General features: G+C 61.5%; 18 protein-coding genes. 10 read left to right on the top strand and 8 right to left on the bottom strand.

Annotated features, from left to right (window positions below):
* Positions 1 to 48: 48 nt before the first annotated feature.
* From WCL58_RS05405 to WCL58_RS05390, 4 genes are read left to right on the top strand one after another with little or no spacing between them, the layout of a single operon-like run.
* Positions 49 to 1,473 (top strand): MFS transporter, encoded by a 1,425-nt coding sequence (locus tag WCL58_RS05405; RefSeq protein ID WP_336850689.1) that lies wholly within the window; start codon positions 49 to 51, stop codon positions 1,471 to 1,473.
* Positions 1,474 to 1,529: 56 nt separating this feature from the next.
* Positions 1,530 to 2,159 carry an FMN-binding negative transcriptional regulator gene (locus WCL58_RS05400; protein WP_336850687.1) on the top strand — a complete coding sequence of 210 codons (630 nt, stop codon included), beginning with the start codon at positions 1,530 to 1,532 and terminating at the stop codon, positions 2,157 to 2,159.
* 38 nt (positions 2,160 to 2,197) lie between these two features.
* Positions 2,198 to 3,157: a DNA-binding protein YbiB gene (ybiB, locus tag WCL58_RS05395; protein WP_102984067.1), complete on the top strand. Its 960-nt coding sequence runs from the start codon at positions 2,198 to 2,200 to the stop codon at positions 3,155 to 3,157.
* Positions 3,158 to 3,203: 46 nt separating this feature from the next.
* Positions 3,204 to 5,060, top strand: a complete 1,857-nt coding sequence (locus WCL58_RS05390) for a M3 family metallopeptidase (protein WP_336850685.1) — start codon at positions 3,204 to 3,206, stop codon at positions 5,058 to 5,060.
* A gap of 63 nt (positions 5,061 to 5,123) precedes the next feature.
* Here the strand turns inward: WCL58_RS05390 and WCL58_RS05385 are convergent, their stop codons facing one another.
* The gene (locus WCL58_RS05385) at positions 5,124 to 5,759 is read right to left on the bottom strand and encodes a carbonic anhydrase (RefSeq protein WP_004939270.1); all 636 of its coding nucleotides are present in this window, start codon (positions 5,757 to 5,759) and stop codon (positions 5,124 to 5,126) included.
* A gap of 276 nt (positions 5,760 to 6,035) precedes the next feature.
* On the opposite strand from WCL58_RS05385, the gene WCL58_RS05380 reads away from it, so the two are divergent.
* The gene (locus WCL58_RS05380) at positions 6,036 to 6,452 is read left to right on the top strand and encodes a putative T6SS immunity periplasmic lipoprotein (protein WP_336850684.1); all 417 of its coding nucleotides are present in this window, start codon (positions 6,036 to 6,038) and stop codon (positions 6,450 to 6,452) included.
* A gap of 68 nt (positions 6,453 to 6,520) precedes the next feature.
* On the opposite strand, the gene bhsA is transcribed toward WCL58_RS05380, so the two are convergent.
* The gene (gene bhsA / locus WCL58_RS05375; protein ID WP_015377148.1) at positions 6,521 to 6,781 is read right to left on the bottom strand and encodes a multiple stress resistance protein BhsA; all 261 of its coding nucleotides are present in this window, start codon (positions 6,779 to 6,781) and stop codon (positions 6,521 to 6,523) included.
* A gap of 168 nt (positions 6,782 to 6,949) precedes the next feature.
* On the bottom strand, positions 6,950 to 7,579 hold the full coding sequence (locus WCL58_RS05370; RefSeq protein WP_336850682.1) for a flavin reductase family protein: 630 nt from the start codon (positions 7,577 to 7,579) through the stop codon (positions 6,950 to 6,952).
* A 118-nt stretch (positions 7,580 to 7,697) separates the two neighbouring features.
* Between WCL58_RS05370 and rlmF the strand changes: the two genes are divergently transcribed.
* The 5 genes from rlmF (at position 7,698) to WCL58_RS05345 (ending at position 12,661) form a co-directional block, all read left to right on the top strand.
* Positions 7,698 to 8,663: a 23S rRNA (adenine(1618)-N(6))-methyltransferase RlmF gene (rlmF, locus tag WCL58_RS05365; protein ID WP_180548279.1), complete on the top strand. Its 966-nt coding sequence runs from the start codon at positions 7,698 to 7,700 to the stop codon at positions 8,661 to 8,663.
* A 295-nt stretch (positions 8,664 to 8,958) separates the two neighbouring features.
* Entirely contained in the window at positions 8,959 to 10,263 is a 1,305-nt protein-coding gene (locus WCL58_RS05360) for a methyl-accepting chemotaxis protein (RefSeq protein WP_049272509.1), read from the top strand.
* A gap of 183 nt (positions 10,264 to 10,446) precedes the next feature.
* Entirely contained in the window at positions 10,447 to 11,016 is a 570-nt protein-coding gene (locus tag WCL58_RS05355; protein WP_087762177.1) for a TetR/AcrR family transcriptional regulator, read from the top strand.
* 11 nt (positions 11,017 to 11,027) lie between these two features.
* Positions 11,028 to 11,666 carry a GNAT family N-acetyltransferase gene (locus WCL58_RS05350; protein WP_336850681.1) on the top strand — a complete coding sequence of 213 codons (639 nt, stop codon included), beginning with the start codon at positions 11,028 to 11,030 and terminating at the stop codon, positions 11,664 to 11,666.
* Positions 11,654 to 12,661, top strand: coding sequence for an alpha/beta hydrolase family protein (locus WCL58_RS05345; RefSeq protein WP_336850680.1), 1,008 nt, complete (start codon positions 11,654 to 11,656; stop codon positions 12,659 to 12,661). Before WCL58_RS05350 ends, WCL58_RS05345 begins: the two co-directional genes overlap by 13 nt.
* Here the strand turns inward: WCL58_RS05345 and ybiO are convergent.
* The 5 genes from ybiO to WCL58_RS05320 form a co-directional block, all read right to left on the bottom strand.
* A complete protein-coding gene (gene ybiO / locus WCL58_RS05340) occupies positions 12,658 to 14,883 on the bottom strand; it encodes a mechanosensitive channel protein (protein WP_197786289.1) in 2,226 nt (741 codons plus the stop codon). The genes WCL58_RS05345 and ybiO overlap by 4 nt on opposite strands.
* Positions 14,884 to 15,037: 154 nt before the next feature.
* A complete protein-coding gene (gene glnQ, locus WCL58_RS05335; protein WP_004939230.1) occupies positions 15,038 to 15,760 on the bottom strand; it encodes a glutamine ABC transporter ATP-binding protein GlnQ in 723 nt (240 codons plus the stop codon).
* Entirely contained in the window at positions 15,757 to 16,416 is a 660-nt protein-coding gene (glnP, locus tag WCL58_RS05330) for a glutamine ABC transporter permease GlnP (protein ID WP_019454487.1), read from the bottom strand. The genes glnQ and glnP overlap by 4 nt, the downstream gene beginning before the upstream one ends.
* A gap of 103 nt (positions 16,417 to 16,519) precedes the next feature.
* The gene (gene glnH / locus WCL58_RS05325) at positions 16,520 to 17,263 is read right to left on the bottom strand and encodes a glutamine ABC transporter substrate-binding protein GlnH (protein ID WP_038880498.1); all 744 of its coding nucleotides are present in this window, start codon (positions 17,261 to 17,263) and stop codon (positions 16,520 to 16,522) included.
* 338 nt (positions 17,264 to 17,601) lie between these two features.
* Positions 17,602 to 17,868, bottom strand: a complete 267-nt coding sequence (locus WCL58_RS05320) for a DksA/TraR family C4-type zinc finger protein (protein ID WP_038880495.1) — start codon at positions 17,866 to 17,868, stop codon at positions 17,602 to 17,604.
* Positions 17,869 to 17,999: the final 131 nt, after the last annotated feature.

The following is a 17,999-nucleotide window of genomic DNA, read 5'->3' as shown; positions in this document are numbered from 1 at the left end:
GTTTAAACCCTGTTCCATACTGCGGCCATCATAATCGCTGGAGGTGGTATGGAACATTCATTATCTCGTGAACGGCGGGCATTGCCCGGCCTGCCGGTGCTGTTGTTGGGCGGTTTCGTCACGGTGTTCGATCTGTTTGTGGTCAACGTGGCGGCGCCGGTGATCCAGCGGCAGTTCGCTGCCGATTTCGCCGGTGTCGGTTTGATCGTCGCCGGTTATGAACTGGCGTTTGGGGTGCTGCTGATCGCCGGCGGGCGTCTGGGCGATCGTTTCGGGCGCCGGCGTCTGTTCAGCCTCGGCATGTTGGGATTTGCGCTGAGCTCTCTGCTGTGCGGGCTGGCGGGATCGCTCAACCTGCTGATCGCGGCGCGTATCCTGCAGGGGGCGGCGGCGGCGCTGCTGTTCCCGCAGATCTACGCCTTGATGCGGGTGCTGTACGCGCCGCAACAGCGGCGGCGCGCCTTTGCCTGGCTGGGCATGATGCTGGGATTGGCGGCGATCTTCGGCCAGATCCTCGGCGGGTTTATCATCGAGGCCAACCTGTTCGGCAGCGGCTGGCGCATGATCTTTTTGATCAATTTGCCGATCGGCGCGCTGGCGCTGTGGGCGGCGCGGCGCATTCCCGAATCGCGGGTGGCGCAGGCGCAGCGGCTGGACGGCGTAGGCCTGTGGCTGGCGGCGATCGGCCTGTCGCTGTTGCTGCTGCCGCTGCTGGAAGGGCCGGCGCGCGGCTGGCCGTGGTGGATAGCGCCGATGCTGGCGTTGGCGATGGTGACGCAGTGGGGCTTCCTGCGGTGGGAGCGCCGTCTGGCGCGGCGCGGCGGTGATGCGGTGCTCGATCCGGCGCTGTTACGCCAGGCAGGCTTCGCGCCGGGCATGGCGGTGGTGCTGGCGATTTATGCCACCGCCTCCTCGTTTTTCTTGTGCTTCGCGCTGCTGCTGCAGGCGGGGGCGGGGCTGACGCCTTTTCAGGCGGGCAGCCTGTTCGCCCCGGCCAGCGCGGCCTTTATGCTGGCGTCGATGCTGGCGCCCCGGCTGGCGCTGCGTTGGGGCAATGGCGTACTGAGCGTGGGCGTAGCGATTTACGCCGCCGGGTTGGCGCTGTTAATGGCCCAGGCGCTGTGGGGCGCGGCACTGGCGCATCCGCTGCGGCTGCTGCCGGGGTTGGTGGTGCTGGGATTCGGCCAGGCGCTGAGCATGACGCCGCTGCTGAATCTGGTGCTCGGTTTGGCGCAGGAGCGGCAGGCGGGCATGGCGGCGGGCCTGGTTGCCACCGTGCAGCAGGTGGGAGGTGCGCTGGGCATCGTGGTCAGCGGCGTCGGCTTCGTGCCGCTGCTGGCAAACGGCGGCGCGGCGGAACACTATGCGCAGGCCTTTGCCGGCGCCATGGTATTTAATCTGTTGGCGATGGGCATTGCCCTGATCTTGTTAAACCGGATCACTCGAAATAGTCAGAAAGCGGATCTTAAGTAGGCCGCCGGCGGGTGCTTTACTGTGGTCATCATGAGAGAGCGTAAGGAGCCACACTGATGTTTCAACCCGCCGCATTTCGCGAAGACGATCTGGATGCCCAACTGGCGCTGGTGCGCGCCCACCCGTTGGGGCTATTGGTCAGCCACGGCGAGCAGGGATTGACGGCCGATCTGCTGCCGTTTCTGGCCGATGTCGAACAGGGGCAGATCCGGCTGCGGGCGCACCTGTCGCGCGCCAACGAGCACTGGCGGCGGCTGCAGCACGCGGCGGAATGCCTGGTGATTTTTCAGGGTTTGGAAGGTTATGTGTCGCCCGGCTGGTACCCAAGCAAGCGCCAGACCGGCAAAGTGGTGCCGACCTGGAATTACAGCATGGTGCAACTGTATGGCGTGCCGACGGTAATGGACGACCCGGCCTGGCTGCGCCGCCAGCTGATCGACCTGACGGCGCAACAGGAAGGGCGCCGCCCGGCACCCTGGCAGCTCGACGACGCGCCGGCCAACTACATCGCCGCGCAGCTAAAAGGCATTGTCGGTATCGAGATCGCCGTCACCCGGCGCGAAGGCAAATGGAAGATGAGCCAAAACCGCAGCGCCGACGATGCCGATGGGGTGATCGCCGGGCTGCGCGAAGGGGATGAAACGCAGCGGCGGCTGGCGGCGGAGGTTGAGCGGCGGCGCGGATAGGGTATGCTAACCGAAGAGTGAGCAAGGGGAACCTTCGGATGGATTACACCAAAATTATCAAAGAAATAGGCCGCGGCAAAAATCATGCGCGCGACCTGGACCGGCAGACCGCTTTTGAGCTGTATCAGGCGATGCTGGCCGGGGCGGTCCCCGAGCTGGAGCTGGGCGGCATTCTGATCGCGCTGCGCATCAAGGGTGAGGCCGAAGAGGAGATGCTGGGCTTCTACCAGGCGATGCAGCAGCAGGTGTTGCTGCTGCAGGCGCCGCAGGGGCGGCCATTGCCGGTGGTGCTGCCGAGCTACAACGGCGCGCGCAAGCAGGCCAACCTGACGCCGCTGCTGGCGCTGCTGCTTGCGAAAGTGGGCCTGCCGGTGGTGGTGCATGGCGTGCTGGACGACAGTACCCGCGTGACCAGCGCCGAGATTTTTCGCGCCCTGGGGCTGCCGTGGTCGGAACAGGCCGCTCACGCCCAGCAGCGTCTCGATAACGGCGAGGCGGTATTCATGCCGGTTTCCACGCTGTCGGCGCCGCTGGCGCGGCAGCTCGGGTTGCGTTGGCGCATGGGGGTGCGCAACAGCGCCCATACGCTGGCCAAGCTGGCGACGCCGTTCGGCGAACAGGATGCGCTGCGCCTCGCCAGCGTCTCACACCCGGAGTATGTCGGCCGGGTGGCGTCGTTTTTCCGCCAGATCGGCGCCCGCGGGCTGTTGATGCACGGCACCGAAGGCGAAGCCTACGCCAACCCGCTGCGCTGCCCGCAGATTCATTATATTGCCGGCGGCGAACAGCGGGTATTGCTGGAGCGCACCCTGCAGGATGAAACGCCGACGTTGCCGGCGGCGAAAGACGCGGAAACCACCGCGCGCTGGACCGAGCGCTGCCTGGCGGGCGAGGTGGTGATCCCGCAGGCCATCCAGCGGCAGATCGCCTGTTGCCTGGTGGCCGCCGGCGAGAGCGAGACGCTGGAACAGGGGCTGCAGCGCCTGCATCAGGCCTGAGCGCGACTATACTGGGATATTTCCTCATCGGCTGAGAAGGACGGTTATGCAACAGGCTCTCGATTACTTCAATCAATTGAACCAGGATTACCTCGACGTACACCGCGCCAAAGAAGAGCTGTTCTGGCAAAACTACATGGGCACCGGCGGTGAAGACGTGTCGGCGCGCTTTTCCGCCGCGGAAAGCGCCTATAAGCGCTTTATCGCCGAACCGCGCCGGCTGGCGGAGATCCGCAATCTGCTGGCCGGATTGGAAACGCTGCCGCAGGAGGCGCAGCGCGATGCGCTGATCCACGGCCTGCAAGGCTGGCTGCGTTTCTTCGACTGTAACGCCATTGAAGATCCGCAGGCGCAGGCGTTGTTGGATCAGATCATCCACTCCGAATCCGATCTCTACTCGCGCCGCAAGGGCTATCAGGTCACGCACCTGAACGCCGAGGGCCAGCGGGTGGCAGCCTCGCTCGGCGAACTGTTGACCAACCAGGCGACCAACCCGAACGAAGACTACCGCCGCAGCTCGCAGCAGGCGCTGCGCGACCTGGAGCAATGGCTGCTGCATAACGGCCTGCCGGAGCTGATTGGCCTGCGCAACCGCTTTGCGCGCCAGATGGGTTATCGCAACTATTTCGACTACAAGGTGAACAAAACCGAGCGCATGACGCCGGAGCAGCTGTTCGCCATTCTGGATCGCTTCGAGCGGGAAACCCGCGAGGCCAACGCGCGCAGCCTGCAACAGCTGGCGGCCGACAAGGGCAGCCAGGCGCTGGAGCCGTGGAACGTGCGCTTCGCCAGCGCCGGCGACGTCACCCGTCAACTGGATCCTTACTTCCCGTTTTCTCGTTCGCTGGAACGCTGGGTCGACAGCTTCAAACGCCTGCACATCGGCTTTGGCGGCGCCGAGATGAACCTCGATCTGCTGGTGCGCAAAGGCAAGTATGAGAACGGCTTTATGCACGGCCCGGTGCCGCCGTTTGTGCGCCAGGGGGAATGGGTGCCGGCGCGCATCAACTTCACCAGCCTGGCGCAGCCGGGGCAGGTGGGCAGCGGGGCTTACGGGCTCAACACCCTGTTCCACGAGGGCGGCCATGCGGCGCACTTCGCCAACATTCGCCAGAATGCGCCGTGCTTCTCGCAGGAGTTCCCACCGACCTCGATGGCCTATGCCGAAACCCAGTCGATGTTCTGCGACAGCCTGCTGGACGACGCCGACTGGCTGAAACGCTATGCGAAAAACGCCGCCGGCGAAGCGGTGCCCGATGCGCTGATCGAAGCCGGCATCGCGGCGCGCCAGCCGATGCGCGCGTTTAACGAACGCCATATCCTGCTGGTGCCGTACTTCGAGTGGGCGCTGTATCAATGGGATGATGAGCAGCGCACGCCGGAAGCCATCACCGCGCTGGCGCGCGAGGTCGAGCAAAAGATCCTCGGCATCAGCGGCAGCCCGCGCCCGACGCTGGCGATCCCGCATCTGCTGTCGCTGGAGTCCGCCTGCTCTTACCAGGGCTATCTGCTGGCGATGATGGCGGTGGAACAAACCCGCCAGTTCTTCCTGCAGCGCGATGGTTACCTGACGGACAACCCGGCCATCGGCCCGGATCTGGCGCAACACTATTGGCTGCCGGGCAACAGCGTCAGCCATGACGACACGCTGCGCAGCCTGACCGGCGAAGGGTTCAACCCGGACTCTCTGGCGCAGGCCTGTAACCAGACGGTGGCGCAGGCGTGGCGCGAGGCGCAGCAGACCATGGCGGCCGCGGCCAGGCGCCCGCAGCCGCCGGCGGATTTCGATTTGGAAGCGCACATTCGGGTGGTGGACGGCGAGACGGTATTGGCGGATAACGCCGACGGTGACGAACGGATGTGCCGCGACTTCGCCGCGGCGATAGAGGCGCGTTTGGTTTAAGGCTGACAATAAAATCCACGCGGCAGCGTGGATTTTATTTAATGGTTAAAACCGGGCGTTATTTTATTCGAAATAGACGTCGGGATTATCGGCCAGGGACACGAAGCTCTTGGTGTTTCTATCCAGCGTACGAATTTCGCCGCTTTCGATGTCGTACACCCAGCCGTGCAGGCGCAGCCCGCTGTTGCGCAGACCCACCGCAACAGAAGGGTGGGTTTTGATATTATTTAGCTGGGCGATAACGTTCTCTTCCACCATAGCGTTAACTTTGTCTGTTTCGCTATTCCAGGTTTTCTTCTCGACCACCGCTTTGGCCGCATCCGCGTAGTGCAGCCAGTGGGCAACGGCAGGCATGGGATCGAGGCATTGGCAGGACGCGATAGCCTTCATGGCGCCACAGTTCGAGTGGCCACAAATCACGATATCAGTCACGCCCAGCGCCACCACCGCGTATTCGATAGTCGCAGAAACCCCACCCGGCTCCGGGCCAAAGGAAGGGACGATGTTACCGGCGTTGCGGATAACGAACAGTTGCCCAGGCTCTTGCTGCGTCACCAGCTCGGGCACCAGGCGGCTGTCAGAACAGGAGATAAACAGCGCTTTAGGATTTTGGCTGGAGGCCAGGCTGCGAAAGAGTTCCTTACGCTGCGGGAAAATCTCTTTCTGGAAACTGAGGAAACCTTCAATGATATGTTGCATACAACGCTCTCTGCATCTGTAGTCTGCGTAACATGATAATCATCCTCTCCCGTTAGTCCAGCAATGGGGTGGTAAAAAAATGTGTGCTCATCCCCCCTGCAAACCCCATTAAATACGGGGTTTCTACCCGTTTTCGGCAGCATTGTCCGGTTCGTTTACGCGTGGGGTGCTGAAGAAGCGGACAGTAAGAAACTCGCTGTCTTGCCTGTTCGGCGCTAACGATGAAACCGTGTTACGGTTGTTCATCCAAGAGCCGCGTAACCCTAAGGCAATGAAATGAAAAAACTGACTTTTTTAGTGGCGTTGGTATTACTGAGCGGCTGTGTGCAGGAGCGTCCCTGGTTCTATCCGGCAAACGTCAGCGTTAAAAATAATCGCGTATGCGTTAGCGTGCCGGACGATATTGCCGGAAAACGCGAGCTGGTGGGCATCGGAATTTATCAACCGGGGGTCGGCGGGAAGGCGGAATGGTCCACTTCTGTTGCGCCAGGTCAGCAACCGATAGCGGTCATGCCAGGCGAATGCTTGGCGGTGGCTTTCGACGGGTTCCAGATTGGGCATAGCTATTCGGTTGAGATTGCGACGGTCGGCAATGCGTCAAATGAGGCGCCGCGCAAATATTGGACTGAATTTACAGTGGTTGCTGATAAAGCGGATGGTAATAAACTCGCTGTCGTACCCATTCAGCGCTGACGTACGCGAACATAAAAAAAGCCCGCCGGGGTGATAGCCGGCGGGCTTTTTGACGTCTGGGGCGGTGATTATTTGTAGATAACCGCGGTGGCGTGCATCAGGTTGTTACCGCTGGTGGAGGTGATGGTGAAGGCCTTGGCGCCTGCCGCATCGGCTTTGGCGGCCAGCTGCGACTTCAGGCTGCTCAGGTCGGTCGCACCGCTGGCGACGATCACGCCGGCTTTTTCGAATTGGGCGGCATCCTGGGCGCTGACGTGCTCAGCGGCGAAAGTAGTGAAAGAAACGGTAGCCAGGGCGATAGCAGCAGCAAAAGTTTTGATGGTTTTCATGTTCGTCATTCCTGTCAAAGTGAATTAGGGAGAAAGGGGGTTGCCTTTCGATGGGAAGATTATTGCGCAGTGACAGGCGGGATGAAATCGGAGAGTGTTGATTGTTTTGTTCAGATTTTTTGATTGTTTACTCCCCCGTTCATCTTCTGCCTAAACGGGGGGAGACGATCAGCGCGTCGGGCGCGCCAGATCGAAACGGTGCTGTTCGGAAATGCCATAGTAGGCGGTCGGGCCGCCGGCGCGCAGGATCGGTTCGGCGGCGGCGGTCTGGTAGACGCCGTGTTCGTCCAGCAGCGCCGGATCGAGGTGCACCGCCACCACCTCGCCCAATACCAGCCAGGTTTCCACCTGTTCACCGGCGGCGGTTTGCAGCTGAATGCACTGGGTCAGGCGGCATTCGAAGTTCACCGGGCTTTCGGCCACGCGCTCGGCTTTGACCCTGCGCCCGGGCAGCGGCGTGACGCCGGCGAAGGCGAATTCATCCTCGCCGCGCGGCAGGTTGATGGCGCTGTTGTTCATCGCTTCCGCCAGCGGGCGCGTCGCCAGATTCCAAACGAACTCGCCGGTTTCCACGATATTCGCCACGCTGTCTTTCCAGCCGGTGCTGGCGAAACCGATGATGGGCGGGCGATAGTTGAAGCAGTTGAAAAAGCTGTAGGGCGCCAGATTGCGCAAGCCGGCGGCGCTGCGGGAAGAGATCCAGCCGATGGTGCGCGGGCCGACGATGGCGTTCAGCGGATCGTGCGGCAGGCCGTGGCCGGCGGCGGGTTCATAATAATAACGAGATTCACGGCTCATGGGGGACCCTGTGGCAATCGATGAAGCTTTCATTGTGCCGGGTTTCCCGCCGCTGCGCCATTGCGGGCCGGATGTGTTATCTTACGCGTCGGAAATACCTTCAAGAGAGCCCGTCACGGTGGAAAAAAAGAAAACCTTCCCGCAGCAGAAAAGCGGCCTGCATCCGCGCAACCGTCATCGTTCGCGCTACGACTTCCCGGCGCTGATCGCCAGCTGCCCGGCGCTGGCGCCGTTCGTGAAGCCGAACGCCTGGGGCGATGTCTCGGTGGACTTCGCCGATCCGGCGGCGGTGAAAATGCTCAACCGTGCGTTGCTGCAACACTTTTACGGCATTGAACACTGGGATATTCCGGCGGACTACCTGTGCCCGCCGATCCCCGGCCGCGCCGATTATCTGCACCACCTGGCGGATCTGCTGGCGACCAGCAACGGCGGCGAGATCCCGCGCGGCAAGGGTGTGGCGATCCTCGACGTCGGCGTCGGCGCCAACTGCATCTACCCGATCGTCGGCCTGCGCGAATACGGCTGGCGTTTCACAGGGTCTGAAATCGATCCGGTGTCGCTCAACTCGGCCAAGATGATCGTCGAGATGAACCCGACGCTGCGTAACAGTGTGCGTCTGCGGCTGCAAAAACAGCCTGAGCTGATTTTTAGCGGCATCATCGGCGCGGCCGAGAAATTCGACGCCACCCTGTGCAACCCGCCGTTCCATGCGTCCGAGCAGGAAGCGCGCGCCAGCACCCGCCGCAAGCTGCACAAATTGGGCAAAGGGGAAGTGGCCGCCAAGCCGGTGCAAAACTTCGGCGGCAAGAACAACGAGCTGTGGTGCGAAGGCGGCGAAGAGGCCTTCGTGCGCAAGATGGTGGAAGAGAGCGTCGGCAAGGCCAACCACTGCCTGTGGTTTACCTCACTCATCTCGAAAAACACCACGCTGCCGGCCATCTACCATGCGTTGAACGTGGCGGGCGCGGCCGAGGTGCGCACCATCGAGATGGCGCAAGGGCAGAAGATCAGCCGCTTCGTCGCCTGGACCTTCCACGACGCCGAGCAACAGGCCGCCTGGGCAGCCGAACGCTGGCGCTAACCCTTCCGGCGCCGGTTATCCTGCCGGCGCCGACAAAAATCCGCATTTTACCTTTCAATTTTCATCACTTACGTTATTCTCAATACGGGTTTAGTAATAAAAATCTTAGGCTGTTGGTTTATTTAAATTCTAATAATTACTTTACTGAATAAATAAATTTAATCCGGTTAATAGCAATAACCAGAAGGAACGGCGCTGCCCGTTCCTTCCGCGATGGCACGTCTGCGTGTGGGCGCGGCATGTGGCCAGGCAAAAATAAGAAAAGCGCCATCATCTGCCACAAGGACTACACCTTATGCTGTTACGATTCAGTCAGTTAACTACCCACAAAGGCGCCGAGCTGAGCGCGATAGAACACGCCGTTCCGATGATCGTCTTCTCGCCCGACGGCACGGTATTGCGCGCCAACGATCTTTTCCTCAGCACGCTGGGATTTCAACGCGATGATGTGATTGGCCGGCATCACCGTATTTTCTGCGATCCGAACTATGTCGCCAGCCCGTTATATCGCAAGCATTGGGAGACGCTGAATAAGGGGCAACCCATCACGGACACCATAAAGCGCATCGCGAAAAACGGCGAGGCGGTATGGCTGCAGGGCACCTACGCGCCGGTGCTGAATAAACAGGGTAAGGTGGTGGAAATCGTCAAGATCGCCAGCGAGGTGACCGAGCGAGTGACTCAGGCGCAGGAACACCGCAGCCTGCTGGCGGCGCTGAATCGATCGATGGCGATGATCGCTTTCACGCCGCAGGGCACCATTGTCAGCGCCAACGACAATATGCTGGCGCTGATGGGCTATCGGCTGGAAGAGGCGTGCGGGCAGTCGCATGCGGTGCTGTGCCCGCCGGCGTTCGCCGCTTCCGACGATTATCGGCGGCATTGGCAGCGCCTGGCGCGCGGCGAGTTCATCACCGGGCGTTTTGAGCGTCTCAACCGGCGCGGCGAACGGGTATGGCTGGAGGCCAGTTACAACCCGATCCTCGACAACGAAGGCCAGGTGGTGAAAGTGGTGAAGATTGCCCAGGACATCACCCGGCTGATGCAACAGCAGCAGCACGAAGAAGAGATGGTGCGTAACGCGCATCATCTGTCGCTCGATACCGATCGGCAGGCGGCGCAGGGCGCGATCATCGTGCAGCAGGCGGTGAAAGGCATGCAGCAGGTCGAAGCGGCGGCGCGCGAAACCTCGGACGTGGTCACCGAGCTGGGTAAGTGTTCTCAGCAGATCGGCACCATCGTCGAAGCCATTCGTAAAATCGCCTCCCAAACCAACCTGCTGGCGATTAACGCCTCGATCGAAGCCGCCCATGCCGGTGAGCACGGGCGCGGTTTTGCGGTGGTCGCCAACGAAGTGCGCACGCTGGCGGAACAGTCGCGTAAGGCGGCGACCGAGATTGAGCGCATGACCAAGTCTATCCAGCAAGGCGTGGCGGCGGCGATTGCCGGCATGGCAACCTGCGTAGAGCAGGCCGGCGGCGGCGTGGCGCTGACCCACGATGCCGGGGAAGTGATCAACCAGGTCAACATCGGCATGCACGACGTCGTGAAACTGATGCAGGCGTTTACGTCGGTGAAGCAGGGCGACGCGCTGCACTGAGTTTTCACCACGCCGCCCGCCGAAAACAGGGGCGGCGTTTTTATCTTCCCGCCGATTCACACGCCGTTGAGCCGTGGTTCAATTTTATCGGCCTATGCTATCCTTAAATGTGAACGAACGTTCGTTCGTTAATGTTTATTCGATGGCGCCAGGCGCCCCCCTTCACCGTTTCGGGAGTTGTCGATGGGAAATCGAGAAAAGATTGTCAAGGCCGCGCTGCACAGCTTTACCCATAAGGGATTTCACCAGACCAGCATGCGGGATATCGCGCAGGCGGCGGGCGTCAGCGTCGGCAACCTCTATAACCACTTTACCGGCAAGGAGGCGTTGATCGGCGAGATTGCGCTGCTGGAAAACGGCGTATTCACCGAGTTTGCCGCCGGATTGCGGGCCGAGAGAAAGCGGCCGAAGCAGGCGCTGTCGGCCTTTTTTACCGCCTATCACGCTTTTGTCGCTGAGCCGGCCAATGTGCAGCTGTCGGCGGAGATCGTGGCGGAGGTGGCGCGCAACCCGGCGTTGGCCGAGCCGTTCGGCGCCAACCAGCGGCAGCTGATTGAGGCGCTGGCGACGGTTATCGCCGAAGCTCAGCAAACCGGTGAGATTGCACCGGCGATAGCGCCGTTACCGCTTGCGCAGCTGGTGCTGGACGTGATCGAAAGTCAGGCCTGGCGGCAGGCGATCTTTGCGTCGTCCGCGCCGGAGGAGACCACGCCGGTGCGGCTGTTGGAACAGCTGCTCTACCGGCATCCCTAGTCGAGGTGGATATGCTGCACATTGAGCCGTACCACGATGCTGACCGCCTGCAAACGGCGGCGCTGATCTACGCCGCGTTCTGCGACAAGTTTCAGCGCGCGCGCCGTCTGAGCCCCCGCCTTCAGTGGCGTCTGTTCTATCGACTGTGGCGTTGGAAGCAAGGCGGCAGCCGGGAGCACAGCTTCGTGGTGAAGCAGGATGAACAGGTGGTGGCGGCCTTTGCCCTCAATGCGGCCGCTGGCGAGAACAACGCCGGGTGGCGTCCGCGCACTTTGCCGATTTGGCGGCTGTGCCGCCGCTATGGTTGGCTGAACGTTTGGCGCATGTATCTGCAAATGGCGGTGTTGCGGCACACCCCGGCGGCCGATGAACTGTATCTCTCTTACCTGGCGGTGGCCGAGAATCAGCGCGGCAAAGGGGTGGGCAAGCGGCTGCTGCAGTGGATGAACGACTACGCTGCCGGGCAGGGTTCGGGGCGGCGCCTGAGCCTGCACGTCAGCCGGCGCAACGTGGATGCGCTGCGCCTGTATCGGCACTGTGGTTTTCAGGTGCGGCGAGAAGAGCATTACGCTGCGTTGGGATGGTTGTTCGGTCAGGCCGACTGGGTGTTGATGGAGAGACGCTGCGGGGAGGCGACGTGCGCAAAATAGGACTGTGCAGCGTGGTGCTGTTCCTGCTGGCGTTCGGCTGGGTCATTTTCGTCAACGACTTTCGCTTCGTCACCGAACCGATCACGGTGATCGCCGGCGGCAACCGGCTGACCGGCACGCTGGTGTTGCCGCAGCATGCGCCGGTCAAGCCCGGCGTTGTGGTGTTCGTGCACGGCGATGGGCCGGCTAACGCCAGCCGCGACGAAGGCTATTACGGCATTTGGGAGGCGATGGCGCAGCAGGGCTACGCGGTTTTATCCTTCGATAAGCCGGGCGTTGGCGGCTCGGGCGGCAACTGGCTGCATCAGACCATGGCGGATCGTGCGCGGGAAACCGCCGATATCATCGACTGGGCCCGGCGAGACGGGCGCTTCGATGCGCGCTGCGTGGGGCTATGGGGCACCAGCCAGGCGGGGTGGGTGATGCCGGAGGTGGCGCGTTTACGCCCCGGTATCGCCTTCACGCTGGCGCTGGCGCCGGCGATCAACTGGCTGCGGCAGGGGCGTTACAACACCCGCGCGGCGATGGCGGCGGCGGGGGAAGATGAAGCGAAAATCCAGGCGCGCGAAGCGCACTGGCGCCATATCCAGACGCTGCTCGAGCAACCGGACGGCTACGCGCAGTACCGCCGCGAGTATGGCTCCGCCGCATTGAGCGCCGACCGCTGGCGCTTTATCCGCGCCAACATGGCCAGCGACGCGACGGCGGGATTGCGGAATTTCAACACGCCGGTGCACCTGATCCTGGGCGGGCGCGACGTCAACGTGGACGCGGACGAAACCGAGCGCGTGTATCGGCAAACGATCCCGGCCTCGCTGCTGACGGTAACGCGCATCGACGAAGCCGACCACGTGATGATCAAACCGCTGTTCGCCCGCCATCCGTGGCTGATCAACGTGGTGGGCCTGTTTGCGCCGCGCTCGGTGCAATACGACGCCTACCGACAGGACGTGGCGGCCTTCCTAGCCGCTCAGCCCTGCGGGCGCGGGCGCTAACTGCCGGGAGCCGCGGGCGGTGCCTGTTCTTCGTGCGGCTGCGGCGCGCGGGAGATCTGCATCGCCTGCTGAGGCATGCCGATGCCGGCCCGATCGAAATGGATTTTCACCAGCCGATCGAGGGCGTATTGCACCACCCACTGTTTCAGCGCCTGCGTGCGCACCGTCACGCGGGTGGTGAACGAGCGGTCGCCCAGCGCCACCACGCCGTTGAAGACCGGCTCGCCAATCAGGAAATGCTTCACCTGCTCATCCTGCTTCAGCGCCGCGACGGCCTGATGCAGCACCTCATTGACCCGATCGATATCCTCGTCGCGGCTGACGGTGTAGTTGGCGCGATACACCCCGAACTCACGCGCATAGTTGGCCAGCGTAGTGATCGAGGAGTACGGCACGATGTGGTAGACGCCGTAGTCGTCGCGCAGGCCAATCGAGCGAATGGTCATGCGCTCCACGGTGCCGGTGATGCCGCTGACGGTGACGTATTCGCCGGTGTTCATGCCGTTTTCGAACTGGATGAATACGCCGGTAATCACGTCTTTCACCAGCGTCTGGGCGCCGAAGCTGATAGCCAGCCCCAGCGCGCCGGCGCCCGCCAGCAGCGGCGCGATGTTCAGCCCGACCTGCGACAGCACGATCATCACGGTAATGGTGCTGATAACGATAGCCAGCACGTTGCGAAACAGCGTCAGCAGCGTGCGTTCGCGCGCGCTCGGCCGCACGCCGTTGCTGAGCTCCAACGCCAGGCGGTGCTCGATGATGCTGGCCATCAGCGTCCAGCTGAAGACGGCGATCAGCAGGATCAGCAGGATATGCACCAGCCCGCCGAGCGTCCGCTGGCCATTTTCGCTGCCTGCCCACTGGTACAGATTAATCAGGTGCCAGGCGTCAAGCAGGAACAGCGTCACCGCCAGCACCACCATCACCCGCAGTATCTTCAACCCGTTAGGAATATAGGAGTTGATGCGCCGCTCAAGCATCGGATAGCGCAGATTGACGTCGGTCGGCAGCGAAATGCGGCGGAAAATCCAGCGGGTCAGCATGCCGGACAGCAGAGCGCCGACGCCGACTACCAGCAGGCTTTTCACCGTGGCGCTCATCATAAAGCGCAGGCTGTTGCCGATGTCGAACTGGGACAGCACGAACAACACCAGAAAATAGGCGATCGCCAGCAGGTGCCAGATATGCCCCAGGCCGCGCAGGATCACGCTGAAAAACGCCATCGACCGTTCGGCCAGCAGGTTGATCTGTTGCTGTATCGGCTTGCGGTTGTGCAGGATCAGCCAGATGGCATACAGCGTCAGCGCCAGCATGACCACCAGGTTGACGGCGGCGGCGGCCGGGTAGCTGATCTGCACCGCCACCACCGGCACCACCACCATCAGGCCGTAGCCGATCAGCCCGCTGAGCCAGGCGAGGCGCGTGTTCCAGTAGCGCGCGCTCGGGTCGCTGAAGGGGAAGGGGCGCAGGTAGTCGAAGTTGGGGGCGAAAATCAGCCGCAGCACCGCCTTGAAGAACTCAATCACCGCGAAGGCGCTGAGAAACAGGGTCTGCAACCGCAGAATGGTGGCGCTGTCGGCGTGGACGTGGCGGGCGAACAGGTTGCCCGCCGCCAGCGCCAGCAGCAGCACCAGCAGATCGACGGCGAAAGCGCCGAGAATGGCGGCGGGGCGTTTATACCACGGGCCACGCTGCAGCCGGGCGTTGTGCCCCCAACTGCCCATGCGCTTGTACAGCGGCGCGATCAGTCGCCGGATCAGGTGGAACAGCGCAAAGGTGACCGCCACCGTCAGCAGAAAGTAGCCCAGCGCGCGGAAAAAGCCGGCGGGATTGAAAACGCGCTTCGGGCCGGAATCGATCAGCTTTTGCAGCGCGCCGAGCTTCTGGTTAAAGGTGCCGATGCCTTCCTGCGCCAGCGAGTTCAGGCTGTCGCTCAGCGTCGCCGGCGTTGATTCCACCGGCGTTGCCGGGGCGGTGGCGGGGGCGTCGCCGGCGGCCTGTTTCAGGTGGTTGATGAGTTCCGCGCGCGCTTTGTCGTCCTGCAGCAGATCGGCCAGCGCGGCGTAGGCGGCTTTCTGCTGCTCGCTCTTGTCGGCGGGCGCGGGCGGCGCGTTTTGCGCCAGGGCCGGTGGTGCGAAGACGTTCAGGGTCAGCAACAGCAGCAGGAAAAGCAGGTGTTCTCGCAGATGAGAACCTCGTCGGGAGTCTGCGTTTGGCGGCATTGTTCCTCTCTTTGGCGTTCTGTGATCGGCGGATGTAAAAGCAATACGATGAAAAACAATCAATATAGTAGGAAAGATGGCGCGCTGGGGCGTGGGAGAGCGTGCGGAATGAAAGCGGCGGGCGCGTGGCGCGCCCGCCGTTAAACCGCCGGGATCAGGACACGTGCTGCAGGAACTCCTGCAGACGCGGGCTTGGCGGATGGTTGATCAGATCGTGCGGGTTGCCGTCTTCGGCAATCCGGCCCTTATCGATAAAGATCAGGCGCGACGCCACTTTTTCGGCAAAGCCGACTTCGTGGGTGACGATGACCATCGTCATGCCTTCCTCGGCCAGATCCTGCATCACCTTCAGCACTTCGTGGCGCAGCTCCGGATCGAGCGCGGAGGTCGGTTCGTCGAACAGCATCATTTTCGGCTTCACCGCCAGCGCGCGCGCAATCGCCACGCGTTGCTGCTGGCCGCCCGACAGTTCGGACGGGTAGTGGTGGGCACGCTCCGCCAGACCGACCTTGGCCAGCAGCTCGCGCGCCAGCTTTTCCGCATCGGACTTCTTCGCGCCGCGCACGCGGATCGGGCCGAAGGCGACGTTTTCCAGCGCCGTCAGGTGCGGGAACAGGTAGAACTGCTGGAACACCATGCCGGCTTCCTGGCGGATCAACCGATCGTCCACTTTCGGATCGTTGGCTTTCAGGCCGTCGACGATCAGATCGCCGCTGGTGACTTCCTCCAGCTTGTTGATGCAGCGTAGCAGGGTAGATTTACCGGAGCCCGACGGCCCGATGATCACCACCACTTCGCCTTTGTCGATCTTCAAATCGATGTTGTGCAGCACCTGGGTTTGGCCAAAATGCTTGGAGACGTTTTTAAATTCAATCACAGGATTTTCATCCTTCTTTCCAGACGACGCAGCACGAAGCTCAGCACCAGGGTAATAATCAGATAGATAACCGCCACGGCGCTCCAGATTTCCAGCGCGCGGAAGTTACCGGCAATAATTTCCTGACCCTGACGGGTCAGCTCCGCCACGCCGATCACGATGAACAGCGAGGTGTCTTTGATGCTGATGATCCACTGGTTGCCCAGCGGCGGCAGCATGCGGCGCAGCGCCAGCGGCATAATGACGTAGCGGATGGTTTCGCGGCGCGACAGGCCGAGAGCCAGGCCGGCCTCGCGGAAACCGTTATGAATCGACAGCACCGCGCCGCGGGTGATTTCCGCGATGTAGGCGCCGGAGTTGATCATGATGGTCACCACCGCCGCGGTGAACGGATCGATGCGCAAGTCGCTAAATGCCATCGGCAGGGCGAAGTAGATGAACATCACCTGTACCACGATCGGCGTGCCGCGAATTACTTCGATAAACACCAACGCGATGTGGTTGGCGATCCAACCGCCGTAGGTGCGGGCAAAGCCGGCGACGAGGCCGATGATCAGGCCGCCAATCAGACCGAGGACCGAAATCCACAGGGTCATTTTGGCGCCCTCTAACAAGATAGGAATGGCGGGCCAGATGGCGCTCCAGTCGAACTGCATGATATTTCTCCCGGTGATCCCAAACGTGGGTATCAGATACAACGAAGCGCAGGGGGTTAAGCGACCCCCTGTGCTTAAGTTAATAGCTTGCCAAATTCACAGCTTACTTAGGTTCGGTGCCGAACCACTTCTTGTAGATCTCGTTATAGGTGCCGTTCGCGCGCAGGGTTTTCAGCGCACCGTTCACCTTCTCGCGCAGCTCGTCGCTGCCTTTAGGGAAGGCGATGCCATACTGCTGTGCTTCCAGCGAATCGCCTACGGTTTTGAACTTGCCGGCGCCGGCCGTCTTAATGAAGTATAGGATGTTTGGCGTGTCGTGCAGCACCGCATCGGCGCGCTTGGTGCCCAGTTCCATGTAGGCGTTGTCGATGTTAGGGAACTGGCGCAGATCCTTGGTTTTGATGTGCTGCTTGGCGTAATCCACCGAGCCGGTGCCGCTCTTCACCGCCACCACTTTGCCGTTCAGATCGTCGATGCTTTTCACGCTGTTGTTGTCGGCGTTGACCATCACCAGCAGGCCGCTCTTGTAGTAGCCGTCGGAGAAGTCGATGGCTTTTTTGCGCTCATCGGTGATGGTGATGCCGGCCAGCGCCAGGTCGACGTTTTTGGTCTGCAGCGCCGGAATGATGCCGCCGAAGTCCATCGGTTTCAGGGTGTAGTCCAGCTTCAGCTCTTTGGCGACGGCGGCCCACAGGTCGATGTCGAAGCCGACGTATTTGTCGCCTTGTTTGAACTCAAAAGGAACGAAAGCGGTGTCGGTGGCGACCACCAGTTTGTCTGCTGCGTGGGAACTTACGGCAAAGGCCAGAGAGAGTGCGGCCAGGGAGACTTTAAAAATCGACTTCATGAGAGGAATTCCTGTACAGGTTGCGGATTACCCATTTTTTATATTGCAGTTGGTGCCATGAAAAAATCGTGCCATGTTTTCAACTACTATAAAAACAAAGAGTTAGTGCGTGATGTTGTGCCGGAAAGGCGAATTGTTATGGTTGTGCACCAAGGTGAGGCACCAAAATGGTGCGTAAGAATTATCTTGGTGCACGGGGCTATCATTAACCAAATTTTGGCTGTGAAACAACCGTTCTTTAACGTTTTTGCTTCAATATTGATAACTAACTCTAACTTTCATGATGCACTGACGGTGCAAGCGGGGCCGCGAGGGTGCAAAAGGGGGAGCAGATAATGCTAGCGCAACTGGCTGTCTTTGCTGCCGCGCCGATTGTACAGGCTGGCGGCCGCGTGTTTTTTGTCTTGTTCGGTCTGGCAGGCGAGGCAAAAACGCACGCCCGTTAACGCCTTGCGTCGCGCCTCGGGGATCGCCTCTCCGCATTCCTGGCAATAGCGTTCGCTCTCGCCGTGCCCGAGCGCTTCACGCGCGCGCTGCACCGCATCGTCGACGGTGGAATCAATCTGATCTTGTACGGCGCCGTCCGCCGCCCAGCCGCTGGCCATCATTACCTCCTGACAAGGGAACCTTACCGTTTAATATGGGCCGTTTTTTGTACAATGCAACGGTCGCGCAAAAGAAAACAGGCCGGGCAAAGCCCAGCCTGTTCTGCCCGGAACGACGGGCGCTCTGCAAC

Origin of the sequence: Serratia sp. TMDUHS_CL, from assembly GCF_037137105.1 — a bacterium.
GTDB lineage: Bacteria > Pseudomonadota > Gammaproteobacteria > Enterobacterales > Enterobacteriaceae > Serratia > Serratia nevei.
Note: the sequence above shows the minus strand (reverse complement) of the source record. Positions and strands in the feature narration are given on the sequence as shown.